Annotated in this window: 24 protein-coding genes; 9 read left to right on the plus strand and 15 right to left on the minus strand. The window is 71.4% G+C overall.

Annotation, left to right across the window (positions count from 1 at the left end):
- Positions 1-22 precede the first annotated feature (22 nt).
- On the minus strand, positions 23-271 hold the full coding sequence (locus ACFYXS_RS14225; protein ID WP_389247595.1) for a hypothetical protein: 249 nt from the start codon (positions 269-271) through the stop codon (positions 23-25).
- A 547-nt stretch (positions 272-818) separates the two neighbouring features.
- Here ACFYXS_RS14225 and ACFYXS_RS14230 point away from each other — a divergent pair.
- From ACFYXS_RS14230 to ACFYXS_RS14240, 3 genes are read left to right on the plus strand one after another with little or no spacing between them, the layout of a single operon-like run.
- The gene (locus ACFYXS_RS14230; protein ID WP_389247597.1) at positions 819-2,966 is read left to right on the plus strand and encodes a helix-turn-helix domain-containing protein; all 2,148 of its coding nucleotides are present in this window, start codon (positions 819-821) and stop codon (positions 2,964-2,966) included.
- A complete protein-coding gene (locus ACFYXS_RS14235; protein WP_389247599.1) occupies positions 2,963-3,967 on the plus strand; it encodes a hypothetical protein in 1,005 nt (334 codons plus the stop codon). Before ACFYXS_RS14230 ends, ACFYXS_RS14235 begins: the two co-directional genes overlap by 4 nt.
- Positions 3,964-4,866, plus strand: coding sequence for a DUF6339 family protein (locus tag ACFYXS_RS14240; RefSeq protein WP_389247601.1), 903 nt, complete (start codon positions 3,964-3,966; stop codon positions 4,864-4,866). Before ACFYXS_RS14235 ends, ACFYXS_RS14240 begins: the two co-directional genes overlap by 4 nt.
- Here the strand turns inward: ACFYXS_RS14240 and ACFYXS_RS14245 are convergent.
- On the minus strand, positions 4,791-6,128 hold the full coding sequence (locus ACFYXS_RS14245; protein WP_389247603.1) for a DNA cytosine methyltransferase: 1,338 nt from the start codon (positions 6,126-6,128) through the stop codon (positions 4,791-4,793). The two genes, ACFYXS_RS14240 and ACFYXS_RS14245, sit on opposite strands and share 76 nt — an antisense overlap.
- A 191-nt stretch (positions 6,129-6,319) precedes the next feature.
- On the opposite strand from ACFYXS_RS14245, the gene ACFYXS_RS14250 reads away from it, so the two are divergent.
- Positions 6,320-6,817 carry a GNAT family N-acetyltransferase gene (locus ACFYXS_RS14250; protein ID WP_389247605.1) on the plus strand — a complete coding sequence of 166 codons (498 nt, stop codon included), beginning with the start codon at positions 6,320-6,322 and terminating at the stop codon, positions 6,815-6,817.
- On the opposite strand, the gene ACFYXS_RS14255 is transcribed toward ACFYXS_RS14250, so the two are convergent.
- The 4 genes from ACFYXS_RS14255 to ACFYXS_RS14270 all read right to left on the minus strand — a co-directional run bounded on the left by ACFYXS_RS14255 (position 6,792) and on the right by ACFYXS_RS14270 (position 9,960).
- Positions 6,792-7,610: a GNAT family N-acetyltransferase gene (locus ACFYXS_RS14255; RefSeq protein ID WP_389247607.1), complete on the minus strand. Its 819-nt coding sequence runs from the start codon at positions 7,608-7,610 to the stop codon at positions 6,792-6,794. The genes ACFYXS_RS14250 and ACFYXS_RS14255 overlap by 26 nt on opposite strands.
- Positions 7,607-8,164: a YbaK/EbsC family protein gene (locus ACFYXS_RS14260; RefSeq protein ID WP_389247609.1), complete on the minus strand. Its 558-nt coding sequence runs from the start codon at positions 8,162-8,164 to the stop codon at positions 7,607-7,609. Before ACFYXS_RS14260 ends, ACFYXS_RS14255 begins: the two co-directional genes overlap by 4 nt.
- Before the next feature lie 85 nt (positions 8,165-8,249).
- Positions 8,250-8,999 carry an acyltransferase gene (locus tag ACFYXS_RS14265; protein ID WP_389247611.1) on the minus strand — a complete coding sequence of 250 codons (750 nt, stop codon included), beginning with the start codon at positions 8,997-8,999 and terminating at the stop codon, positions 8,250-8,252.
- Positions 9,000-9,039: 40 nt separating this feature from the next.
- Positions 9,040-9,960, minus strand: coding sequence for a pseudouridine-5'-phosphate glycosidase (locus ACFYXS_RS14270; RefSeq protein WP_389247613.1), 921 nt, complete (start codon positions 9,958-9,960; stop codon positions 9,040-9,042).
- Between the two features lie 56 nt (positions 9,961-10,016).
- Here ACFYXS_RS14270 and ACFYXS_RS14275 point away from each other — a divergent pair, with 56 nt between their 5' ends.
- On the plus strand, positions 10,017-10,568 hold the full coding sequence (locus tag ACFYXS_RS14275) for a gamma carbonic anhydrase family protein (protein ID WP_389247615.1): 552 nt from the start codon (positions 10,017-10,019) through the stop codon (positions 10,566-10,568).
- Positions 10,569-10,578: 10 nt separating this feature from the next.
- Here the strand turns inward: ACFYXS_RS14275 and ACFYXS_RS14280 are convergent, their stop codons facing one another.
- Entirely contained in the window at positions 10,579-11,229 is a 651-nt protein-coding gene (locus ACFYXS_RS14280; RefSeq protein WP_389247617.1) for a DedA family protein, read from the minus strand.
- 133 nt (positions 11,230-11,362) lie between these two features.
- Positions 11,363-11,815 carry a DUF4442 domain-containing protein gene (locus ACFYXS_RS14285; protein ID WP_389247619.1) on the minus strand — a complete coding sequence of 151 codons (453 nt, stop codon included), beginning with the start codon at positions 11,813-11,815 and terminating at the stop codon, positions 11,363-11,365.
- A 72-nt stretch (positions 11,816-11,887) separates the two neighbouring features.
- Here ACFYXS_RS14285 and ACFYXS_RS14290 point away from each other — a divergent pair, with 72 nt between their 5' ends.
- Together ACFYXS_RS14290 and ACFYXS_RS14295 are read left to right on the plus strand one after the other, a co-directional pair.
- The gene (locus tag ACFYXS_RS14290; protein ID WP_389247621.1) at positions 11,888-12,883 is read left to right on the plus strand and encodes a hypothetical protein; all 996 of its coding nucleotides are present in this window, start codon (positions 11,888-11,890) and stop codon (positions 12,881-12,883) included.
- Between the two features lie 72 nt (positions 12,884-12,955).
- Positions 12,956-14,293, plus strand: coding sequence for an MFS transporter (locus tag ACFYXS_RS14295; protein WP_389247623.1), 1,338 nt, complete (start codon positions 12,956-12,958; stop codon positions 14,291-14,293).
- Here the strand turns inward: ACFYXS_RS14295 and ACFYXS_RS14300 are convergent.
- The 4 genes from ACFYXS_RS14300 to ACFYXS_RS14315 all read right to left on the minus strand — a co-directional run bounded on the left by ACFYXS_RS14300 (position 14,233) and on the right by ACFYXS_RS14315 (position 18,008).
- The gene (locus ACFYXS_RS14300; RefSeq protein ID WP_389247625.1) at positions 14,233-15,087 is read right to left on the minus strand and encodes a spermidine synthase; all 855 of its coding nucleotides are present in this window, start codon (positions 15,085-15,087) and stop codon (positions 14,233-14,235) included. The two genes, ACFYXS_RS14295 and ACFYXS_RS14300, sit on opposite strands and share 61 nt — an antisense overlap.
- Before the next feature lie 80 nt (positions 15,088-15,167).
- Positions 15,168-16,340, minus strand: coding sequence for an elongation factor Tu (gene tuf, locus ACFYXS_RS14305; RefSeq protein WP_389247627.1), 1,173 nt, complete (start codon positions 16,338-16,340; stop codon positions 15,168-15,170).
- A gap of 279 nt (positions 16,341-16,619) precedes the next feature.
- Positions 16,620-17,270: a class I SAM-dependent methyltransferase gene (locus tag ACFYXS_RS14310; RefSeq protein WP_389247629.1), complete on the minus strand. Its 651-nt coding sequence runs from the start codon at positions 17,268-17,270 to the stop codon at positions 16,620-16,622.
- A 30-nt stretch (positions 17,271-17,300) separates the two neighbouring features.
- Positions 17,301-18,008 (minus strand): DNA alkylation repair protein, encoded by a 708-nt coding sequence (locus ACFYXS_RS14315; RefSeq protein ID WP_389247631.1) that lies wholly within the window; start codon positions 18,006-18,008, stop codon positions 17,301-17,303.
- Between the two features lie 66 nt (positions 18,009-18,074).
- On the opposite strand from ACFYXS_RS14315, the gene ACFYXS_RS14320 reads away from it, so the two are divergent.
- Positions 18,075-18,764 (plus strand): TVP38/TMEM64 family protein, encoded by a 690-nt coding sequence (locus ACFYXS_RS14320; RefSeq protein WP_389247633.1) that lies wholly within the window; start codon positions 18,075-18,077, stop codon positions 18,762-18,764.
- A gap of 4 nt (positions 18,765-18,768) precedes the next feature.
- On the opposite strand, the gene ACFYXS_RS14325 is transcribed toward ACFYXS_RS14320, so the two are convergent.
- Positions 18,769-19,422 carry a hypothetical protein gene (locus tag ACFYXS_RS14325; RefSeq protein WP_389247635.1) on the minus strand — a complete coding sequence of 218 codons (654 nt, stop codon included), beginning with the start codon at positions 19,420-19,422 and terminating at the stop codon, positions 18,769-18,771.
- Between the two features lie 100 nt (positions 19,423-19,522).
- Complete coding sequence (locus ACFYXS_RS14330) at positions 19,523-20,137, minus strand: flavin reductase family protein (protein WP_389247637.1); 615 nt, start codon at positions 20,135-20,137, stop codon at positions 19,523-19,525.
- A 33-nt stretch (positions 20,138-20,170) separates the two neighbouring features.
- Between ACFYXS_RS14330 and ACFYXS_RS14335 the strand changes: the two genes are divergently transcribed.
- A complete protein-coding gene (locus ACFYXS_RS14335; protein ID WP_389247639.1) occupies positions 20,171-20,923 on the plus strand; it encodes a zinc ribbon domain-containing protein in 753 nt (250 codons plus the stop codon).
- Positions 20,924-21,432: 509 nt separating this feature from the next.
- On the opposite strand, the gene ACFYXS_RS14340 is transcribed toward ACFYXS_RS14335, so the two are convergent.
- Complete coding sequence (locus ACFYXS_RS14340; RefSeq protein ID WP_389247641.1) at positions 21,433-24,360, minus strand: toll/interleukin-1 receptor domain-containing protein; 2,928 nt, start codon at positions 24,358-24,360, stop codon at positions 21,433-21,435.
- Positions 24,361-24,425 lie beyond the last annotated feature (65 nt).

Here is a 24,425-nt window from a genome sequence, read left to right on the forward strand (position 1 = left end):
GAGGAGTGAGCGCTGACGCCCGTCAGCAGGCGAGCTGCACGGTGAACGTGACAGTGGCGACGCACCGGTGACCGATGGGATTCCGCGGCAGGCGGCGGAAGTCGACCGGGGCATCGGTGTCGAGCAGGACCTTCCGGTAGGAGGCGACCACGCCGTGGTCGAGTCCGCCCATGATGCCGAGGAGGGTCTCCTGGGCCTGGGGGTCGTCGGCGAGGTGGTCGTACAGCGTGACAACGGTGCGCATGTGGTTGAGCGGGGACGTCGAGGACACCGAGGTACCTGCGCTTTCGCTTTCGTGGGGACTTCACGAGGAAAAGGTGCGAGGTGGTGCGGGAGCGAAATCCGAACCGTGCGGACATCCGTCGAGGGGTCCGTGGTGGGAAAGGTGGAGAAGGATTTCGTCCGGCGTGCGAGGCGGTGCACGTGCAGATGTCCCGGGCCGAACCGCGGGTAGGCCCGATACTCCCTGCTCCCTGGCCTCTCGCCGTGTGGGGCAGGCGGGGAGGAGGGCACAGCTGTGCCCTGGGATTCTGTCGTTTGCCCCGGTCGTTTCCGGGGCTGACGGTCAGCAACTCAACCACGTATTCCCGCCGTTGTGCAAGAGGCTCCCTCGCGGTGGACCACGCGCCGTGGCGCTCGGATCTCGACGAATTCGGCATGAACCGGGTGGAATTCCCTGTTCCATTTCCCACTGCTCCGACAAGCCTCCGACCGGACGCCCGCCGCACGTCAAAGAACTTTTGACAGGCCGGCGCGACGTCAACAGCCGTGCGGTACGGTGACTGTCACGCAGTGACCCGAGCGGAGGCAGGTGGCACGTGAAGGCGGCTGAGGACTTCGGTCCCTGGTTGGCACGCCAGCTCAAGAACGCCAGGAAGAGCCAGGCCGACTTGGCGGAGGAGCTCGGCATGACCCGAGCCGCCGTCTCGGCCTGGATCGTGGGACGCTCGGTTCCCCGGGACGACACCATCCAGCGCATCGCTGAAGTGCTACAGACCGATCTGGCGACGATCCACACCCGCAGCACCGATGCTCAGGCCGGGTTGCCGGTCTCCTGGTACCACCGACCCGCCCACGCCGACGGGGGTCGCGAGTACGGCAACGCAGCCGCGTTCGCCTTCGAGGCCGATGTCTCGGTCCTCGCCCGCGAGGCCACCCAGAACAGCATCGACGCGCGCCTCGACCCGGCCGAACCCGTCCGGGTCCGCTACACCCTGCACGAACTCACCGGCGAGACCCTCGCCCGCTTCCGCGAGGTCATCGACTGGGAACGGCTGCTCCCTCACTACGAGGCGCTCACCGCGGAGAGCGGGAAGCAGGGAAAGGTCTCGCGCACGATCGCGGCCGGGCTGCAGGACATGTACCAGCACGACCGTCTGGTACTGCTGCGTGTCGACGACTACAACTGCACCGGTCTGACCGGCGGCGACTACGACAACGGCCTCTTCGCGGCAGTCGTGCGTCGACAACTCGACAGCCACAAGAAGGACGCCGGGGCAGGTGGCTCCTACGGCTTGGGCAAGGCCACTCTCTGGGCCACCAGTCGCCTCGGTCTCGTACTGATCAACTCCACTCTGTCCAATCCTCACGAAGGTCGCACCGAGCGTCGCCTGATCGGCCGGCTCGACCTTCCGTGGCGCGCGGTCGACGGCCAGGAGTTCGCGGGACCGGCCTGGTTCGGACGTCCCGACGCGGACGCCAAGTCCACTGATGTCGCCCGCTCCTGGTGGGCCGACGAGGAGACCGTCGAGAAGCTTCACCTCACCCGCGAGAGCGCTGCCCCCGGCACCTCGTTCCTCATCGTCGGTGCCCACGACGTCGCCAGCCTGGCGACCGTCACCGGCACCGTGGACGAGGAGGAGACCACCGAGGACGACGACACTGTCCACCGCATGCACGCCCGCCTCGTCGACGCGCTCGGCCGCAACTTCTGGGCCGCGATGACCGGCGGCGGCGACCACAAGCCGCACCTGGAGGCGTCCGTCCGCACCTTCCGCAACGGCGAGGTCCTCATCGCCGAGGAGCGTGTGGATCCGGCCGTCACCCAGCCCTCCCGCACCCGTGCCTTGCGCGCCTTCCTCGAGGGCGACACGGTCGACCGTCTCTCCGCCCCGGGCCAGGTGGCCCGCGCCATCGTGCACTTGAACGTGCCCCTGCACGGTGGTCAGGTGCGCGGCAGCGTGCCTCACGAGGCGGTACTCCTGGTCACCCACGCCGAGGACGCCGACGGCCGCCCGAACCGACTGGTCTCCATGCGGGGCAACCGCATGACCGTCAAGGACAGCGCCGTCGCCAACGTCCCCATCGGGACCAACCCGTTCCAGGCCATTCTCCTCACCGGTCGAGCAGCGGGGCAGGACGTCCCCGGCGCCCAAGCCGCAGAGGAGTTCCTCCGCGCCTCCGAACCACCCGAGCACAACAAGTGGGGTCAGACCGAGGAACTACGCCTCACCTACTCCGCCTCCGCCTACCGACGCATCGCGGCCCTGACGACCGCCGCCAACAGTGCGGTGCGCGACCTGGTCGCCGTTCCTCGCGCCAAGCGCCGGAACGGCGGTGAGGCCAAGATCGCCGGGCGCCTCAAGGTGGGTGGCGCCGGCGCGAAAAGGCCGCGCTCCACCGGGGCCTCGGTGCTGCCCGAACTGGACAACGTGGACGCCATGATCGACGACAGCGGAGCCTGGTCGGTCACGGTCGACCTGCGGGTGTCGCCGGGCGTCGACACGGACCGCCCGGTCACTCCGGTCGCCAAGTTCGACGTGCGCTCCGGTCCTCGTCCCGCGGCTCCGTGGAAGGAACTCGTCGCCGTCAGCGGCTGCGAGATCGTCGACGGTGCCCTGAACCTGCTCCCGGGCAGCCGCAGGGCCGTGTTCAAGGGCGTCACCGATGTGTCCCGTCACCCGGTGCGGGCCCAACTCACCGGACTCGTCGTGGAACTCCGTGTCGGGAAGGGGGAACAGGCGTGAAGGTCTACCCCTACCGTCGGCTGACCGGCAACGTGTCGTGGCGCGTCGACAGCGCCCAGGTCAAGGCCGAGGGTGAGTCCTGGGTGAATGTGGAGAGCAAGTACGTCTCCACCGTCGAACGCGTCGTGGCCCTCGGCCCCGACGAGGAGCGCCCCGACTGGACCCAGGCCCGACTCCGCCTGTCCGTCAAGCTCCCGGCCAAGGCGCTCGAGCCCGATGGGCCCTGGCAGGAGGTCAAGGTCCTTGCCGTACTCACCGAGCGTGCCACCAACTCCCGTGCGTCCGTGGAGTTCTCCCAGGTCTCCGAGGACGGACGCGAACGTACGGCCGAGCTGTACATCCACCGCTGCGACCTCCTCGATCGCGCCTCCCTCGCCGTCCACGTCGTCGCCACCGCGGACGGTGTCCCCGGCCGCGTGATCGGCACGTCCGACGTGGAGTGGTTCGTCGACGTCATCGAGGCCACGCCCTCACTCGCCCGCGAGCTCGACGTACGGATGGTCGGCTTCGCCTCCGGGGCCGGCCGACTCCAGCGCTTCAAGGACTCCCCCTGGCTGGTCGACACGACCGGGCGCATCCCCGCCGTACGCGTCAACACCGACTTCGACGGGCTGGGCGACCTCATCGGCGCGGACGGCGGCAACGGTGCGGAGAAGACCGTCCGGGAACTCCTCCTCGCCCAAATGTGCTCCGAGGTCTGGACCGCCGTCTTCCACTCGGCCGTCGGCGACCTGGAGATCGAGGAGGACGGAACCCCGCTGTTCCCGCACGGCTGGCAGGGCGACGTACTGCGCGAGATGCTCCCCGACATGTACCCCGATCGCGAGCCCGGGGACGCCTTGCGCGAAGTCCACGCGGCCCGCACCGGTCCGTCCGCCACCGGGTGGGGCGAACTGCAGCCCCGAATCCACTTCGCGGCCTCCCGACGGGCGAGTGTCCCCCGGACGCTGTCCACCACCATCCGCGACCTCGAACGACTCACACAGGGGGACGACGCATGACCGGCCGGCCCAGCTACTTCCCGGAGCGCCTGGCGGTGCTCCCCAACGCCGAGGCCGGGGACTTCCTCACCGAAGGAGTTCTCACCGGCCGGGAGGACATTGCGAGTATCAGGCTCAACCAGGTCACCGAACCGCTGCCGCACGACGACCGGCGCGGTGATCTGCAGCCCGTCCGGGACCTGGCCGAGGACGCCATGGCCTACTGCGACAGCAACGGGCTCAAGGCCACCCAGGCCGATGCGTGGCTCGCCCCGCGCCTGCACGCGGCCCTGCGACTCACCCGCCGTGAGGCGGCCGACCCCGGCCTCTGGAACTACCTCGCCCTCGGGGTCGCCCCCGACTACGTGATCTGGCGGCACCAGCCCGAATCGAAGGACGGCAAGGTCGCGAAGGTGGCGGCCGAGCGCTTCCGCGGGCAGTACCACAAGCAGGTCTTCGCCCGCCTTTGGTGGGCGGCAGAGCTCTTCCGTGACGGCCCGAACTACGAGCCGGTCGTCACGGCCTGCGGCAACCAGGACATGCTCAACACCGCCCTGCGCATGACCGTGATCAACCACCGGCCCACCGCCCAGGCGATCGTGCGCCTGGTCGCCAAAGGCGTGATCACGACGGGTCGTGAGGTCAACGCACTGGCCGGAGCCGTCAACGCCGCCGCGGCCACACTGATGTACGACGTGATCGCCCCGGACGCGGAGCGCGAGTCCCGTCCATTGATCGATTGGATCACCGAGGCCGAGACCGCCCGCCAGGTCTCACGGAACGCGCTCCCGACCGGCCCTGACGAGGAACCCGCCCCGGAGATCTCCGTGAGCACATTGGTGGACTACTTCTCCGACCTCTTCGCGGACGCCCCGGTCCGGGGACGGGAGGACTCCGAGGAGTCCCCGGAGGAGGACTGATCCTCGGGCTTCGGGCAGTTGGGACCACAACCGTCCGGAGCACCGCAGCCCTCCTTGCGGAGCGTGGCACGGTCCTCGTCGGGGGTCTCGGGCCAGTCCTCCCGCAGCAACTCCTCCGGCACGTCCGGTAGGCCAAGCGCCGCAGCCAGCACGTGCATGCCGAACATCGGGGGCACGGCATTGCCCACCTGCTGCGACTGGTCGCCTCCCGACCAGGGGTAGTTGGGCGGGAAGGTCTGGAGGATGCCGGCTTCGGCAATGGTCAGGCGGGGTGGGTCGTGCGGGATGCCGGGCTTTCGCCGAACAGCGTTGCGGGAGACCTTGCCGGTGACGGTGAAAGCCGGTTGCCTGTGCGTTCGGACGCCACGATTCTTCGGATCTCCGCCACTGCCGTAGTTCGACACGATCTCGAAGGGGGTCTCGCGGCCCCCGGGCCTGCCCTCCGTGCGCCCCAACACCTTGCCCATCGGGACCCACGGATCGATGAACGGCGGGCCGTCCAGCGACAGGGTCGTGTCCTCGGGCCCGCCCGCCTTGGGATTGTGCGGGTTGTACACGTGGTGCCTGCGGCCGGGCAGCCGCGGAACGCCGTGCGCGGTCAACCGTGCCATCAAAATCGTGCGCCGCCGGGTCTGGGGAACCCCGTAGGCCTCGGTGGGCAGTGTCGTGACCTCGGCAACCTCGTACCGAACGCGAACGCCGTCCTTTCCCGGCAGCCCTGCCTTCAAGACCTCCGCGTAGACATCCCACAACGCCTTCACCCCGGGCACCTGCTCCAGGACGATCACGTCGAAGGGCCGTCCGTCCCGGTTGGGGCAGGTGAGTGCCTTGATCGCGTACCGGAGCGGTTCCAGGACGAGGGCGGTACGGGGATCACCGTGCAACTCTTCCAACTGCTTGTCGATCACGGTGTCGTCGACGCCGTTCACCAACTCACGAATGAAGCCTTTGACGTCGTCCAGGGCCTTACGACCTGCTCCCTGGCCGGCCACCGAGTACGTCTGGCACGGCGGACCGCCGGCCAGGACGTTCAACTCCCTCGGCAGTTCGTGGAACCTCTCCCGGCGTACCGTGCTGACGTCCGCATGCCAGGTCTGAAGTCCGGCCGCGTAACGCGTCTCACAGGCGTTCCGGTCCCACTCGATTCCAAGAGATCGCACGCCAAGCGTGCGCGCGGCTGTGTCGAGGCCACCAGGACCGGCGAAAAGGTCCAGAATGTATGGGTTCTCCAGGAACGAGGCGGCTGCATCCGGGCTGGTCATGTAGCGGAAGTGTAGCCGGCGGATCTCGATGCGAACCACGCAGTCGGCGCTTCCGCGTCATCTCGCCTTTCCTCGCATGTCGAAGAGGGACCGCAGACCATCGCACCGCGCACTGTGTTCCGGACGTCGCGAACATGCCCGTCCCCGACATCGAGATCCCCCTCCTCGGCCGGTCCATGTAGCGTGCAGCCATGAAAGCCGTCGTCCGTCCCGCCCGCCCCGAGGACGCCGCCGAGTTGGTGCGGCTGCGCCGGCTGATGTTCCGGGCCATGACCGGCCGGGACGAGCCGGGCGCGTGGGAGGCCGCGGCCGAGGAGCGGGCCCGGGAGCAGCTCGCCGGCGGTGCCGGGAGCGCGCTGGGGGCGTTCGTGGTCGACGGCGACCCCCGCGGCGGGCCGCATCTGGCGGCGTGCGCGGTGGGTCGGGTCGAGGAGCGGCTGCCCGCGCCCGCCCACCCCGAGGGGCGGTTCGGCTTCGTCTTCAGCGTCTGCACCGATCCCCGCTACCGGGGCCTGGGCCACGCGCGGGCGACCACGGGGGCGCTGCTCGCGTGGTTCGCCGAGCGCGGCGTCACCCGGGTCGACCTGCACGCCACGCCCGACGCTGAGCCCCTGTACCGCAGCCTGGGCTTCGCCGAGCACTCGATACCGCTGTCGCTGGACCTCAGCCGGCCGGGGGTTCCGCGATGAGGGCCGTGCCCACGCGGCGGAAGCCGATGCGGGCGTAGATCCGGGCCACGTGCTCGTCGCCCGCCGACAGGAAGACCGTGCCCAGTCCCCGCGCCCGGGCGTGCCGGACGAGCGCGGAGGTCACGGCGAGCGCGAGGCCGCGGCGGCGGGCGCTGGGCAGCGTGCCGACGCCGACGATCTCGCAGACCTCGCCGACCGGGTTGTACTGTCCCGCGCACAGCGCGGTCGTGCCGTGCACCGCCGCCGCGTGGACCGTCAGGCCGTCCTTGACCCGCGCCTCGGCCGCCGCGAGGGCGGCCGGGGCGGCGTGCAGCACCCGGGCGACGTCCAGTTCGGACGTCCCGGCCGGGCCGATCGCCGTGCCGGGGTGCGCGAAGGCCAGGTGCGGCACGGTGAGGGCGCTCGCGAACGCCGGGTCGCCGGGCGCCAGTACCCGGACGTCCACGCCGTCGACGGGCGCGACGGCGGCTCCGGCCGCCCGGGAGTCGAGCACCATCAGCGGGTGCGCGTGCACGTGCAGGCCCGAGGCCTCCGCCGCCTCGCGCAGCGCGGGCGTCGTCTCCGCCACCCACTCGAAGCACTCGGGCACCCCGAGCAGCCGCTGCCGCTCGCGCACCCGGTCCACGTCGGCGCGGCCGATCCACCCGTCCGCGCCGGGTGTCGGCCGGGCGTAGTAGGGCCAGCCGAGTCCCTCCCGGACGAAGAGGGTCAGCGGGCCGAAGTCCTCGGCGCGGGCGGCCGCCCGGGGCACCGTGTCGTAGTACCGCTCCAGGCGCGCCAGCAGTTCGGTCACGCCGGGATGCCCAGTCCTTCGACGACCTGCACGCCGGGCAGCGCGGCCAGCGCCTTGCCCGGCAGGAGCAGCTTGCCGCGGCGCCTGCCGCTGCCGATGATCACGTAGGGCGTGTCCGTGACCGCCGCGTCGACCAGCAGCGGCCACGCGGCGGGCAGCCCGATCGGGGTGATGCCGCCGTACTCCATGCCGCTCTCGCCGACCGCGGTGTCCATGGGCGCGAACGAGGCCTTCCGCACGCCGAGATGACGCCGGACGAAGCCGTTCACATCGGCCCGGGTGGTCGCGAGCACCACGCACGCGGCCAGCGTCACGTCCTGGCCCCGCTTGCCGGCGACGACCACGCAGTTGGCCGACTGGTCCATGCCGACGCCGTACGTCTCCGCGAAGACGGCCGTGTCCGCCTTCTCGGGGTCGGTGTCGACGAGAAGCACCTCCTCGGCCGGTACCTCCCCGTGCCAGGCGGTCAGGGCCGTGGCGACGGTCTCGGGCAGCAGGTCGAGCCGCTCGACGGCCGGGTGGACGTCGGTGAAGGTGCCGATGGGTGCGCGCATGTGCGGCACGCTAACAAACCGGCCCGGTCGACCGCGCCGACGATCCGCGGAACGGACACCCCCCGGCGTACACCGCGCGGCGCGGTCATCCCTCCGGTTCGAGCTCGACGAGCGCGGCCAGAGCGGCGAGTTGCTGGTGCGTCGCCCCCGCGGGGACCGGCACCGGCGCAGGGGTGCGCAGCGGGGGCTCCCAGCCGCGTTCGGGGTCCCAGCGCCGTACGACGCGCGCCGGTGCGCCGGCCACCACCGAGTGGTCGGGGACCTCGCCCCGGACGATCGCCCCTGCCGCGACCACCACGTTCCGCCCGATCCGGGCTCCCGGCAGGATCACCGCGCCCGCACCCAGCCAGCTTCCGGACCCGATCTCGACGGGCGCGGAGCGCGGCCACTGCCGGCCGATGGGCTCGTGGGGGTCGTCGTAGGAGTGGTTGTCGCTGGTGACGTAGACGTACGGACCGCAGTAGACGTCGTTCCCGAACACCACCGGCCGCGAGGCGATGACATGGCTGCCGCGGCCGAGGACGACGCCGTTGCCCAGCCGGACGACGGGGTCGGGGCCGAGGTCGAGGCCGGGCATCATGCCCGCGGTGAGGGTGACCTGTTCGCCGATGATGCAGTAGTCGCCGAGGTGGACCCAGCGCTCGCCGAAGATCGTGCCCTGAGGGAACGCCAGCCGGGTCCCGGTGCCGATGCGGCCGAAGCGCAGCGGTCCTGGACGGTCCGCGGTCACCGCGCCCGCGCCCTGGACCCAGCGCCAGCCGCGGTGCACCAGGCGGGAGGTGGCGCGCCGGCGCCAGGCCCCCAGCGGGGAGAACATGTTCTCGTTTTTCGGCACCCGCTCACGGTACAGAGGGCCGTGGAGTGCGGCCGGTCGATCAGGTGTGATGTGTGCCGCGTTCGGACCAGGCGACGGCGAGCCGTGCGGCCAGCCGCACATTGCCGCGCACCGCGGCGAGGTTGGCCTCCAGGCTGGCCCCCGCGGTGCCCTCGACGAGCCGGCCGAGCAGGAACGGTGTGACGGCCTGGCCGGTCACGCCCTCGTGCTCGGCTGCGTCCAGTGCCTGCGCCAGGACGCGGTCGTGGAGTTCCGGGTCGAGTTGCTCCTCCTCGGGCACCGGGTTGGCGACGACGATCGCGGCGGGCGGTCCGCACAGGTCGTCCTGGGCGGCCATGACCGCCGCGACCTCCTCGGGCGTGCCCAGTGTCCAGTCGACCGGCTGCCCGGAGCGGCTGAGGTAGAAGCCGGGGAATTCCCCGGTCCCGTAGCCCACGACGGTGACGCCGAGGGTCTCCAGGCGCTGCAGGGTGGCGGCGACGTCGAGGATCGACTTGACCCCGGCGCAGACCACGGTGATCCGGGTCCCGGCGAGCAGTCGCAGGTCGGCGGACTCGTCCTGTTCGTGGGTCCAGCCGCGGTGCACGCCGCCGAGCCCGCCGGTGGCGAAGAAGCGCAGGCCGCCGCGGGCGGCGAGGAACGCGGTGGCCGAGACGGTGGTGGCCCCGCTGGCGCCGGTGGCCAGCGCGACGGGCAGATCGCGGTGGCCGAGCTTGCGCATCCGCTCGTCGTGGGCGACGCGCTCCAGTTCCTTGTCGTCCAGGCCGACGCGCGGCACGCCGTCGAGGACCGCGATGGTCGCGGGCACCGCTCCGCCGTCCCGTACGGCGGCCTCCAGCTCCCGGGCGACCTCGAGGTTGCGGGGGCGGGGCAGACCGTGGGAGATGATCGTCGACTCCAGGGCGACGACCGGGGCGCCCGACTCCAGCGCGGCGATCACATCATCGGAGAACTTCAGCACGCTGTAGGCGCTACCCGCCCCGCGATCACCGCAATCGCGGGGCTACCGTGATCTCCATGACGGAGAGAGCCTTGATCGCGGCCGTGGGCGGCCATACGCCCCGCGTCGACCGGGACGCCTTCGCCGCGCCGACCTCGGTGGTGCTGGGCGAGGTGACGATGGCGGCGGGCGCCAGCGCCTGGTACCACGCGGTGCTCCGGGGCGACTGCGCGCCGATCACCCTCGGCGAGGGCAGCAATGTGCAGGACAACGCGACGGTCCACGCCGATCCGGGCTTCCCGGCCGTGATCGGCGCGGGCGTCACGATCGGGCACAACGCGGTGGTGCACGGCTGCGTGGTGGAGGACCACGTACTGGTCGGCATGGGCGCGACGGTGCTCAACGGCGCGCACATCGGAACCGGTTCGCTGGTGGCCGCGGGCGCCCTCGTACCGCAGGGGATGCGCGTGCCGCCGGGTTCGCTGGTGGCCGGGGTGCCGGCCAAGGTGCGGCGCGAGCTGACGGACGAGGAGCGGGACATGGTCCGGCTGAACGCCGAGCACTACGTGCAGTTGGCCGGTGCGCACCGTGCCGCGTTCGCGTCGGACGCGGCGGGCGGCGCGGGCTGAGCTCGGCGCCTCACTCGGCCGTCGCCGCGACCGTCTCCTCGTCGGGCTCCGCGACGGCGGCCGCCGCGGCCTTGGCCCTGCGGCGCACGACGAGGAAGGACGCCAGGCCGATCAGCACGGCCGCGCCCAGGCCCACCCACGAGAAGCGCTTGAGCCAGGGCTCGGCGACGATGCCCACGTAGTAGATGACGGCCGTCGTGCCGCCCGCCCAGACGATGCCGCCGAGGACGTTCGCGACGAGGAACTTCCAGTACGGCATGCGCAGCACGCCCGACAGCGGTCCGGCGAAGATCCGCAGCAGGGCGACGAAGCGCCCGAAGAACACCGCCCACATGCCCCAGCGCTCGAAGGACGCCTCGGCGGTCGCGATGTGGCCGGGAGAGAAGTGCTTGGGGAAGCGCCGGCCGAGCCGGTCCATCAGCGGACGTCCGCCGCGGCGGCCGATCGCGTAGCCGATGGAGTCGCCCACGATCGCCCCGGCCGTGGCGCAGACACCGACCACCCACGGGTTGACATGCCCTTGGGACGCGAGCAGCGAGGCGCTCACGAGGATGATCTCGCCCGGCAGCGGTATGCCCAGGCTCTCCACACCGATCACGAGCGCCACCAGCAGATAGATGCTGACGGGCGGGATCGTCCCGAGCCACTCCTGGACGTGCAAGGCCGCTTCCTTCCCCTGGGGCGGTCGGGTACCGGTCGGTGCGCCGGGCGCGCACGTCGTTGCAGCGTATCCGACGTACGGCCCGGCGCGGTTCCCGTGCCTGTGGGGTGGCCCACCCCGGGGCCAATGTTCGTCAGGAGTTGGGGCGCAGGGTCCACACGATCGACATCTCGCCGGTCACGGCGCCGTCCTCGCGACGGATCCGGACGGTGACCGGGAACTCGGGGCGCTCGCCCTTGTCGAGTTCGGCGATGATCTCGGCGGCGGGGCGGCCGAGTTCGGCGGTGGCGGTGACCGGGCCCATGGCGAGCTTCTTGTAGGAGATCTCGGCGCGGACGGCGAGGGGCACCGCGCGGGAGAGCTGGTCGGCGAAGGCGGCGAGCACGATGGCCCCGCTCGCGGACTCGGCAAGGGTGAACATGGCGCCCGCGTGGGGGCCGCCGACGTGGTTGTGGTAGTCGGCCTGGTCGGGGAGACGGAGCACCGCGCGCTCGGCGGTGGTCTCCGCGTACTCCAGGTTCAGGGTGCGGACCATGGGGACGGTGGCCGTCAGGAGCTCGGCTATCTGGGGCTGGTTCTCGGACATGGCCGGATGTTACCAGCTGGTAATGACGGGATCCATGGAACCGGGAGGCGGCAACCCCTAGTGTTTCCAGCCATGTGGCCAGGAGAACAGCAGCCCGGGGGACCGCAGTATCCGCAGCAGCCGGGGGGACCGCAGTATCCGCAGCAGCCCCCGCAGCAGTTCCCGTCGCCCTACGCGCCCCAGCAGCACCCGGCCTACCAGCCGCCGCCCCCGCCGTGGGGCGCCCAGACGCTGCCCGGCGGGCACGGCGGGCCGAAGCCGCCCGGCAACCGGCGGGGCGTGGCCGTCGCGGTGTCGGTGGTCGCCGCCGCGGCGGTCGCCGCGGCCGGCGTGCTGATCGCCGTGAAGCTCACCGGGGACGACTCCGGCCGCCCCGAGGCCGGCCCGTCCGCGAGCGGTGCCCCGACGACGGGGACCCCGTCGGACGGCTCGTCCTCCGCCTCGACCGCCGCGTCCTCACCCGCCTCCCCCAGCGCCTCCGACGACGGCCCTGGCGCCGACGACGCGCGCGGCAACCCCGGCGACAGCGCGATCAAGCCCGTGGTCGCCGGGTGGCGGACCGTCGTCCGCGGTGACATGGGCGTCGCCTACGACGTCCCCACGAACTGGACCGTGAAGTCGGCCGGCCTGCTCATCGGCTACGAGTGGGACAAGAACCGCATCGTCACCGGCGGCGCCGCCACCCTCGACGAGGACTGGTGCGGCACCGACCAGCGCGGCATGGCCGGGGTGAAGGGCGGCAAGGGCGCCAAGAGCCTGCAGTCCGAGGCGACCAACGAGGCCTACAACTGGGCGTACGCCAAGTACAACCAGGAGGGCGGCACCAAGCTCACGCGGTCAGCGACCCGCGCCTACAAGAACGGCCAGGGGGTCGCCGGCTGGATCTCCAGCACCCGCGCGACCGGTATGAAGGGCACGTGCGCGGCCGACGGCACCGCCTACAGCTTCACCTTCCTCGGCAAGGACAAGGAGGTCCGCTCCTGGATCCTGGTCGTGGACAGCTTCAAGGGGGCGCCGGACGCCAAGACGATCGCGAAGGTGCGCGACAGCGTCCGCCTGATCGGCTGAGGCACGGACGCCGATCGGCGAGCGGGAACAATCCGCTTGGCAGATGACGGCCCGGGCGACCATAGTCCCCGGGTGACCCCCACGACCTGCCGCCCTCCCCGCCTCCGCTTCCCCGACTGGGCCGGGCGCAACTTCCGGCTGCTGGCCGCGGCGGCGTTCGTGACCAACCTCGGAACCTCCGGCGCCGTGGTCGCCTCGGCCTTCGCCGTGCTGCGGGCCGGCGGCGACGGCACGGACATCGGACTGGTCGCGGCGGCACGGACGGTGCCGCTGGTGGTCTTCCTGCTCATCGGCGGCGCGGTCGCGGACCGGCTGCCCCGGCACCGGGTCATGGTCGCCGCGAACTGCCTGAACGCGGTCTCCCAGGGCGTGTTCGCGCTGCTCGTACTCTCCGGGGACGCCCGGATCTGGCAGATGGCGGTCCTGTCCGCGCTGGGCGGCACCGGCACCGCGTTCTTCGCGCCGGCCAACGAGGGCATGCTGCTGTCCACCGTCGACGGCGCCCACGCCGGCCGCGCCTTCGCCGTGTTCCGGCTCGGGGTGAACGGGGCCAACGTCGGCGGCGCCGCCCTCGCCGGGGCGCTCATCGCGCTCGTGGGCCCCGGGTGGGTCCTGGCCGTGGACGCGGCCTGCTTCGCGTTCGCGGCGTCGCTGCGCGCGCTGCTGCGGGTGGCGCGGACGACGGCCGCGGCCGCGCCCGGCGGCAGTCTGCTGCGCGATCTGCAGGACGGCTGGCGGGAGTTCGCGTCGCGGCGCTGGCTGTGGGCCATCGTCGTGCAGTTCTCCGTCGTCAACGCGGTCATGGTCGCCGCGGAGGCCGTCTACGGTCCCCTGGTCTCGCAGGCCGAACTCGGCGGCGCGGGTCCCTGGGGCGCGGCGCTGGCCGCGTTCGGCGTCGGCAACATCGCGGGCGGCTTCCTCATGCTGCGCTGGCGTCCGCGGCGCATCCTGCTCGCGGGCACGCTCTGCGTCTTCCCGTTCGCCCTCCCGGCGGTGGCGCTCGCTCTCGTCGTGCCGGTGCCGCTCCTCGCCGCGACGATGCTCGTGGCCGGGCTCTCCGTCGAGGTCTTCGGCGTGACGTGGATGCTGGCGCTGCGCCAGGAGATCCCGCAGGACAAGCTGTCCCGGGTCGCCGCCTACGACTGGTTCGGGTCGGTGTCCATGATCCCGCTCGGTACCGCGCTCGCGGGCCCCGCGGCCGGCGCCTTCGGGCTCGACGGGGCGCTGTGGGGATGCGCGGGGCTCGCCGTGCTCCTCACCGGCGCCGTCCTGCTCGCCCCCGAGGTGCGCAATCTGCGCCGCAAGGACACCACCGCCGAGGTGGCCGGCGGCAAGCCCGCGCCGGTGGTTCAGCCCACTCCGAACGACCCGCCGGGCGGCTCCGGGGAGGGCACCGCGTCCTTGTCGTGAACCGGCCGTGCCCGCCGGAGGAAGACCGCGAGGGCGTCACCGTGGACGACCCGCGCGGGGAAGGCGTCCGCGACGGTGCGCCGGGTGAGCCGGGCGACGGGCAGCGGCCGCCGGGAGGCGGCGAGCACGGTGTTGCCGAAGCGGCGGCCGCGCAGCACGCCGGGCTCCGCGATCAGGCAGACCTCGTCGAACAGGGCGTCCAGGCCCGCGATCTGGGGCCGCAGGAAGTCGAAGGGCGCGGAGTCGGCGAGGTTCGCCAGGTAGACACCGTCGGGGCGCAGCACCCGCGCGGCCTCGGTGAGGAACTCGTACGACGTGAGGTGCGCGGGCACCCGCGAGCCGCCGAAGACGTCGGCGACCACGACGTCCGCCGAGGCGTCCGGTGCCGCCTCCAGCCAGGCCCGGGCGTCCTCGGTGGCCACGGTGAGCCCGTCGGCGCCCGCGGGCAGCGGCAGCCACCGCGCGACCAGGTCCGCGAGCGCCCGGTCGGCCTCGACCACGTGCTGGCGGGAGCCGGGCCGGGTGGCGGCGGTGTAGCGGGGCAGCGTGAGGGCGCCGCCGCCGAGGTGGACGACGTCCAGCGGCTCCCCCTCGGGGGCCGACTCGTCCAGGACGCACGCCAGGCGCCTGGTGTACTCGAACTCCAGATGCGTCGGGTCGTCGAGGTCGACGTACGACTGCGGGGCCCCGTCGACGGTCAGCAGCCAGCCGGCGGGCCGGTCCACGTCGGGCAGCAGCTTCGCCGCGCCGAAGTCCACGGCCTCGCTCACCGGGACGCGTTCGTCGTCCTCCATCCGGCCATTGTCCCAGCGCGGGACGGGGCCGTGCCCCCGGGGAGGGCGGAAGGGGCCCGGGCCGGGCCCGGGCCCCTTCGCTAGTCGAGCAGCGCGGTGACGGTGCCGGCGCCGACCGTGCGCCCGCCCTCGCGGACGGCGAAGCCGAGACCGGTCTCCAGCGGCACCGCCCGGCCCAGCTCCACCGTCATCTCCACCCTCGCCCCCGGCAGCGCGATCCCGGCACCGCCGAGGTCCACGTCACCGACGACGTCCGCCGTCCGCACGTAGAACTGCGGGCGGTAGCCGGTCGCGATCGCCGTGCGCCGCCCGCCCTCGGCGGCCGGCAGCAGGTAGACCTCGGCGCGGAACCGGCGGCTGGGCGTGACGCTCCCGGGCGCGGCGACGACATGGCCGCGTCGCACGACGTCGCGCGCGACGCCGCGCAGCAGCAGCGCGACGTTGTCGCCGGCCTGCGCCTCGTCCATCGGCTTGCCGAAGGTCTCCAGTCCGGTGACCACGGAGGCCGTGTCCGCGCCGAGCACCTCGACGCGGTCGCCGACCCGGATCGTGCCGCGCTCCACCGCACCGGTGACGACGGTGCCGCGGCCGGTGATGGTCAGTACGTTCTCCACCGGCAGCAGGAACGGCGCGTCGGTGTAGCGGTGCGGTATCGGCACGTAGGTGTCCACCGCGTCGAGCAGCGCCTCGATCGCCGCCGTCCACCGCGGGTCGCCCTCCAGCGCCTTGAGCCCGGAGACCCGGACGACGGGCAGGCTGTCCCCGGGGTATCCCTGGGCGGAGAGCAGTTCGCGCACCTCCAGCTCGACCAGGTCGGTCAGTTCGGGGTCCCCGGCGTCGGCCTTGTTGAGCGCGACGACGATGTGCTCGACGCCGACCTGGCGGGCGAGCAGCACGTGCTCGGCGGTCTGCGGCATGACGCCGTCGAGGGCCGAGACCACCAGGATCGCCCCGTCCAGCTGCGCCGCCCCCGTGATCATGTTCTTCACGTAGTCGGCGTGGCCGGGCATGTCGACGTGGGCGTAGTGGCGGGTGTCCGTCTCGTACTCGACGTGCGCGATGGTGATGGTGATCCCGCGGGCCGCCTCCTCCGGGGCCTTGTCGATCCGGTCGAACGGGACGAAGGCGGCGGAGCCGCGGGCGCTGAGGACCTTGGTGATGGCGGCGGTGAGCGTGGTCTTGCCGTGGTCGACATGACCCATCGTGCCGATGTTCAGGTGCGGCTTGGTGCGCTGGTACGCCTGCTTGGGCATGGTGCGGTGCTTTCTCGGTCAGTCGACTCGTCGGATACATCGACAAGTCGACCTGCGGAATGGGACCCCTGCGTCCTGCCGACCCTCCCCCTGCGGGGTCCGCCGGACTGTCCGGGGAGGGTCAGGTTCGGGCGCCGCCGAAGGCGTGGACCGGGAGAGCCGGTGCCGGCGCAGCCTTCGGCGCGTCCGCGACTGCGGAGGCGTCTGCGAGGAAGGCGTACCGGAACATGCCGCCGATCATGCGGCACGGGAGGGTCCGGGGGCGAACGATTTTTCAGGTCACGGCGCGCGCCGTGCCAGCACGTAGGCGCGGCGGGACTCGGCCTCGTGCGGGTAGTGGGTCCGCTCGAGCGCCGCCCGCACGGTGAATCCGGTGCCCTCCAGGGCCGCGCGGACGTGGGCGGCGGCGAGGAAGTGGAAGTCCACGTCGACCTCGTGGCCCCACCACTCCGCCATGTGCCGCACCTCGGCGCCGAGATGGAAGGCGACGAGCAGCGGGGCGGAAGGCCGCAGGACGCGCCGCATCTCCGCGAAGGCGGCCGGCAGTTCGTCCGGGGCGAGGTGGATCACGCTGTAGAGCGCGACGACGGCGCCGAACTCGCCGTCGGCGGCGGGCAGACGGCGCAGGTCGCCCACCCGGAACTCGGCCCCGGGGTGGTCGGCGCGGGCGAGCGCGACCATCCGCGGCGACAGGTCGATCCCCACCGCCCGCACGCCCCGGCCGGCGAGCCAGCCGGTCACATGGCCGGGGCCGCAGCCGAGGTCGGCGACGGGCGCGCCGTCGGCCGTCTCCTCGACGAGGGCGGACAACAGGGCGCGGTCGAGCGGCTTGTGCGCGAGTTCGCCGGCGATACGCGTCCGGTACTCCCCCGCCACGGCGTCGTAGCTTCGCCGCACACGGCCGTGGTCGTGCTCCGGGGCGCTGGGCATGCGCCCAGCATCCCAGCCACGGGCGTGCTGTCACAGGTGCTTGGTGGCCTCGCGCACCGACAGCGGCGAGAGCCGGTCCGCCGCCGACACGACGAACTCCCGCACGGCGTCCGGGTCGGTGCGGGCGTACTCGCGCAGCGCCCAGCCGATCGCCTTGCGGATGAAGAAATCACGGTGCCCGGACTGGAGCAGGCAGTAGCGGAACAACCGCTCGGCGTCGGTGTCGCCTTTGTACGTCAGCTGGTGCAGGAGCGCGGTGCGCGCGATCCAGAGGTCGTCGTCCGTGATCCAGGCGTCCATGGTCGCCACCAGCGGCGGATCGGCGGCGACCAGGCGCCCGACGACGTGCGCCGCGAGCAGGTCGGCCGTGTCCCACCACGGGTCGGTCGCCACGAGGTGCCGGACCGTGCCGAGGAACGCCGACGAGCACCGCCCGATGTGGCGGCGCAGGAAGTCGACCGCGAAATAGCGGTACTCCCGTTCCGGCAGCGCCCAGCACCGCAGGGCCACGGCCGCGCAGTCGTTCTCACCGGGGCGGGGCGTGCCCGCCAGTACCTCCCGGGACAGCACGCGCCGGGCAGGAGTGGCGATACCGAGGAAGGGGAAGGCTCCGCGCATGTAGGCCGCCGCGGAGGCGGCCCGATCCGGGTCGGCGGCCGCGGCATACGCCGTGGTCAGGCGGGGCAGCACCAGATCGGCGAGAGTGCTGTCCGGGACGACCGGGACATGGGATGTCATACGCGCACCGTACGCGGGACCACTGACGGTCCCCGGACGGACATCCTCCTGGGCTAGGCTCGCGGAATGTCCGACGCCCCTGCCCTGACCGGTTCCCGCCCGCGCCTGCGCGTGTCGCCGTGGGCCCGACTGGCGCTGCTCGTCGTGCTCCTCGTGGGCGCCGGGGTCTGCGTGGTGATCTGGGAGCCGCAGCATTACCTCGCCGACGGTTGGCCCGCGCAGCTCACGGGATTCGCCGCGATCCTGCTGTTCACGCTCGGCTACGGCATCTGCGCCACCGCCTTCGTCCCCCGCCCGCTGCTGAGCATGGGCGCCGGCGCGCTCTTCGGTTCGGTGTGGGGGCTGACCGCGGCGATCGGCGGCACGGTGATCTCCGCGGCGGCCTGCTTCGTGCTGGGCCGCGTCCTGGGCCGGGACGCCCTGCGCCCGCTGCTGCGGGGCCGCATACTGCGGTCCGCCGACCGGCAGTTGAGCCGGCACGGCTTCCGCACGATGCTCGTGATGCGGCTCTTCCCCGGCATCCCCTTCGCGGCGGCCAACTACGCCGCTGCCGTGTCCGAGACGCGCCTGATGCCGTACCTGGTCGCGACGGCGCTCGGCACGATCCCGAACACCGCCGCCTACGTCGTCGCGGGCAGCCGCGCCGCCACCCCCACCTCGCCGGTGTTCCTGCTGGCGATGGGCTTCCTGGCCGTGACGGGACTCGGGGCGCTGGTCTTCACGGCCTGGGCCCGCCGCCGGCGCCGGCGCGGCTGACCGCCTACCGGTCGAACCAGAACGCGTCCTCCGGCAGGCCTTCGTAGACATCGGCCCGCAGATACCCGGGGCGTCCGAAGTGCTCGGCCTCCCCCCGGTAGACCGCCACCAGCGAGTCCGGACCGCGCCACCAGGTGTCGGCGATGCCCGCCACCCGCGGCACCGGATCGAGGGCGTCGAGGTCCAGGCCTTCCACGGCGTCTCCCGACACCTGCGTGATCCGGCGCGCGCTCCCCGCCGCACGGTGTGCGAGGGCCACGGACTCGACCCACCCCTCGACATGGGCGTGCAGCGGGGTCCACCGGGCGCCGCGGATCCCGAAGGCGCCATCGGGGGCGATCATGAACCCGTAGGGGAGAGAACAGCGCTGGTCGCCCGCCGCGAACCACCAGCCCTCCTCCGGCGTGCCGAAGGGAAGGTCCGCACTGAGCACATGGGGGCCGCCCTCGTAGCGGGGCGCCGGAGGCACCAGGAATCCGCCCCATCGTGCCTGGTAGGCGGCCGCCCGGTCGATGACCTCGACAGGGATGCCGAGCCCCAGCCATGTCGCCCGGTAGCGCTCGACGGGCAGCGGCTCGACACGGACGGCGTGGAAATGGAGGAATGACGCCGTCATGACGCTCAGCCCGTCGGGCACATGGGTGACGTGGTGGTTCACCCGCCGCAGCCTACTGCGGGAAGTCAGGAGCCGGGCCTCGCCCGGGCCACGGCGGGCGTTGCCCGACGCGGCCCGGCCGGTGCGGAGCGGCCCCCGCGGATCAGCCCTGGCGCGCGCCGGGCCAGTCGGCGTAGCGGATGCGGGAGATCTCCAGGATCTCCCCCGTCGTGCCCCACTCGTCCTTGCCGAGACGCGCGAGCGGACGCAGCTTGCGGACGTCGGGATGGCCGTCGGCCATCACGGCCTCGGAGACGGCGGCGTGCACCACGCGGCCGAAGACGACCGTCGAGTCGCCGAGGGTCACCGTGCTGTGCAACTCGCACTCCAGGGCCACCGGGGAGGCCGCCACCCGCGGCGGCTTGACCACGTGGCTGGGCTCTCGGGCGATGCCGACCTCGTCGAACTCGCTGACGCCGCGCGGGAAGTCGGTCCCGGTCGCGTTGATCTGCTCGAAGAGGTGCTCAGGGGCGAGGTTGACGACGAACTGCCGGGTCTCCTCGATGTTGCGCAGCGAGTCCTTCCGCCCGACCGACGTGAACTGCACGACCGGCGGGCTGACGCACGCGACCGTGAAGAAGGAGTGCGGGGCGAGATTCGCCGTCCCCGCCTCGCTCAGGGTCGACACCCAAGCGATGGGCCGCGGCACGACCACCGAGGTCAGCAGCTTGTAGAAGGGGGTGCGGCCCATGGCCTCGGGATCGAAGTCGATTCGCATGGGCGCCAGTATCCCCCTTGAGGGATGCGGATCGTGGCCGCCCTCTCCGCCCCGGCCGAACGCGAGGTTCCGACGAAAGGGCCGGGTATCGGAAGACACGAGTCACCGGAGTCGATCACCCCATGTCCACGTCGCACGAGTGGGACGACATGCTCATTCCGCCGCAGGCACGCGGCGGCCGCGTCACCCCCGGCCCTCCCCCAACGACCGGCTGCCTATCCGCTGATCTCCTCCGACCGTTTCGGCACCGAAGCCGGAGTCGACCGCCAGGAGGAAGATGCCGAGGACACCCGGGCACGGCTGCGCTGGGGACCGTTCGCCAAGATCTACAAGGAGAACGACACCTCGGCGTTCTCGGGCATCCTCATCTACGGCAAGTGCGGCCGGGGCCTCGTCGGCCACCGCGGCAGCAAAACCCAGGTCCGCGCCTACCGGTGCCCGCCCACTGCACTCGGGGGATGCCTCGGGAAGTCGATCAGCGCCCATACCGTCGAAGAAGTGGTGGATGAGGCGCTCACCGCATTCCTCGCCAATGCCCTGCACAGCTCGACAACCGACGGACCCGCCAACGAACGACTCACGCCCCTGCACAACCAACTCACCGACCAAACCAGGCGTAAGGAAGACCTCGTCCAGCGCTGGCCCTCCGGCGCCCTCACGGACGCCGGCCTCGGTCAGGAAGAATTTTTCAACTCCTGGGAAGCATCAACAAGAAGATCTCCGTTCTACGCGACGCCATCGCCGCCGCCGAAAGCGCCACGCCGCAACCCATTGACACAGAACTGATCCTGGACAGCTGGCGCCAGGGCTCCCACCACCAGTGCCGCGCCCTCCTCCAGAGGTACCTCCACAGCATCGAGGTTCAACCGCCCCTGCGCCCCAAGGGCGCCAACCGAAGCCACCACGTCCGCGAACGCCTCCTCCCCCCACTGGAGGACACCAGAGGAAATAGCCGCGTAGGGGTGTGGCCCCAGGCTCTCGCCGGGGGACACACCTTCAGGACTGCATGACCTGCAGCATCCGCCCTCCACGACGCCCTGTCGACGCCCGGGGCTGGGGCAAGGCGATCACCGTCACCCGCCTGATGTTCACCCGCCCGCAACAAGACGCGCAGGTGACTTAATCCTCCAGGCGGGCCCGGGCGGTACGGAAGACCCCGGACTGTTCGATTGGTGCTCGTGGGCGCCGAGCGGACGCCCCTGCCTTCCATCCGCCTTACCGGCTCTCGAGATTCCGTGCCTACACCCGGCATCCAGGCGACCGTGACCTGCGACGCCGACTCAGTAGCGCATTTACTAACAAGACTCCGGTAGTTCGCTACGCCGCGGGGTGAACTCCTGCCACTCGCGCGCCGTCAAGCCACCGTCCACCATCCGGCACAAGGCGGTGCGCCAGTGCTCGGGATTCAGATCCCACAGGGTCGTTCCCTCGGATGTGATGACGGCCGCTTGATCTCCGGATCGGCTGCCAGCAACCGCCAGAGGGGTCCCGCTCTCCCAGGGAGACGTCCACGTGGCTGCGGGCCCGCCGCGGTCGACGTAATGGAAGGTGACGCTCTCGGGGGCGAACGACACCAGCCGAGTAGCCGCGCCATCCGCAACCCAGCCCTGGGAGCTCGCTGGCCAGTTGCCTCGAACGACCGACTTCCGCTGCCCAGTCCGGGGATCCCACAACTCCATTCCCCTGGATTTCTCACCGTCCCTCTTTGTGCCGTCGGCCGTGAACTTCCAGTGGACCACGGAGAGAATCAATGTCGAACCGTCAGGGCTCATCGCAATGCCTTCGACGAAGGCGTCGGGAAGGCGCAACCGGACTGGTGCGGAAAGTTGCCCCTTCTCGCCGGGCTGTCGGACCTCGACCAAGGCCTCAGGGGTCCTAGGGGCCTCGTAGCCACTGACGGTCAGGGTTGCCAGGCGACGGCCGTAGGGATCTGCCGCGAGCATCCCTTCGCCCTTGAGGAACGATCCTGGTCGGCCGTCCCGGCTGACCAGCCGCACTCCATTGTCCGTGACCACCGCCAGCGTGCCGGAAGACAACGCAGCGACGCTGTACAGCTCCCGGGCCCCGAGCCGATCGGCCGTCGTTTGCCACACCGGAGTCAGGGGATCGCGGCGCCAGTGGACGAGGCGGTATGCATCTCCTGACACCCCGATGGTCGTCAGGCTGTGCCCGTCCGGCGAGAAGGCCAGGTCCATCCAGTCAGTGCCCCGCCCATCGCCAGGTGAAGAACGGTCGACAGGTTTCAGACGCTTCGGGTCGTAGACGGCGATGCGGTCCTGTTCTAGGACGCCGAGTCGGCCCGCGTCGTCCCACTCCGCCTGGGAGGCAGATGCGCCCCAGGAGAGTCGGCGAAACCTGTTGTCGTGGCCGGGAGTCGTCAGAGCAAGCTGCTGTTCGTCTGTGGACAGCACCTGCCTACCGTCGCTGCCGATGGCCAGCGCACGGATGCTCTTCGCGTGTCGGAACAGCTCGGTTCGCGAACCGGACCTCAGATCCAGGGCGAACACCCGGCCGTCGGCGCAGCCGACAACCGCAGTACGGCCGTCGGCTGCGGCCTTCAGGTCGTAGACGTCGCATTCGGCAGGCAGAGACGCTCTGCCGTGACTCGACCCGTTCCTGGTGTCGACGAATTCCACACGGGTGTCTCGTACGGCCGCGATACGGCTCCCGTCCGGAGAGAATGCGGTGGGCGTGCCAGGGAGAGCGATCGCCTCGCTCTTCGGCAACCACTGTCGACGTCGAAGATCCCACGCACGGAGGGTCGCGCGGTCACTGTCGATGTTCGTCGCCAGGGCAAGCACCCGTCGGCCATCGGCGGAGAATACGACGTCGTCGATCCTCAGCCGAGGGTCGAGAGGCGGCGTCGTGGTGACCGACCCTCGCTCGGGATCCCACAATTCCAGGCCGTTGCCACCAACGGGCTCCGCCAACACGGGGCCTTCGTCTCCGGTATCGATGCCGCCAGGCGCCGCAATCAGGGACGTGTCCGATGCGATGGCGAAGGTGGACCCGATCCTGTCGTTGCGCGGTCCTTCCCGGCCGCCCTCGGCGAGGTTCCAGCTCCGCATTCCGTGGCCTACCTGCGATGCGAACAGCCATTGCCCGTCGAGGCTGAAGACCAGCTGGTCGATGTCGCCCCAGCCTTCCCCGCCGGCACCCGGTGGGGCGTCCTCGGAAACCGGTGCGGTTAGCAGGTACGCTCGACGCGACGGGGCCGCGTCCCAGACCTCGATGGTCGAGCCGCCACGTCCGCTGAATGCAAAAAGGTTGTCCGGGCCGACCGCTGTGGCGATGAAGGAGACCGTCCCGTCCACTTGGTGGTCCCGGATCAACTGGACGTGCCGCATCTGGTCCATGCGCTGGATCATGGCGGTCGTGGACTCTGGAGTCGGCTCCATGGCGTAGGCGGCGACAGCGAGCCGGGCCGCCAGCACGGGGTCCTCTACGACCTCTTCGGTCGAGCGCTTCGACAATGCCTCGGCAAGTTTCAGGCGTTCCTGTGCATTCGCGTCACTCCGCGCCTCCCCCCAGGCCAGCAGGCTCCACGTCAGTGCGAGAACCAAGCCAAAGGCGACGGTAAGCTTTCCACGGCGTCGCCATCGCTCTTCCCTGAGTAGGACCTCGGGCCTCTCGCCATACAGAGGCGCCGCCAACTGGCAGACGGCGACGCGGCCGGACCACCAGCGGAGAGCGAGCGCGGGGTGGAGGCGCCACCGGCGCTTAAAGCGTCGCAGGTCGACCCATTTCGGTTCCTTCTTGTAGAACCCCTTCAGGGCGGGCGGTACGGCATTGGAACCGACGTGGAAGTCCCCGGCCTCCGCATCCCACGCCAACTGCCCACCGGTCTGAGCGATAAGGATGTGACGGCTGGCGTCGTGCTCACGCCACCATTCGATCTCCTGGTTCGGCCATGGCTGGGTGGCTGCCTCAGGAGAGGCGAGCAGGATCAGATACCGAGACCTGTCCAGAGCCCGCTTCACTTCATCGGGAAGCTCTCGGGTAGCTGGCAGGGACCGCTGGTCAAGGTAGACGCGGAGCTGCGGCCGCTTACGGCGTCGGCGGACCCTGATCACCCCAGCGCCGACACTTCTTAGCCTGCCACGTAGCGACGGCGCGAGGCGGCGGTCCGCCTTGTTGGCGTATGAGATGAAGGCGTCGTAATGCTCGTGGTCGTCGTGGTCCTCGGGCCGTTCGGACCTCCTGAGCCCCACACGCCATCTCACGCAGTCCCCCTCCAACGCCCAAAATCCCGTACTTCCCGACCTTGTTGTCCGCCACATGGAGATCC

This window comes from Streptomyces sp. NPDC002574, assembly GCF_042889545.1.
Classification (GTDB): Bacteria; Actinomycetota; Actinomycetes; order Streptomycetales; family Streptomycetaceae; genus Actinacidiphila.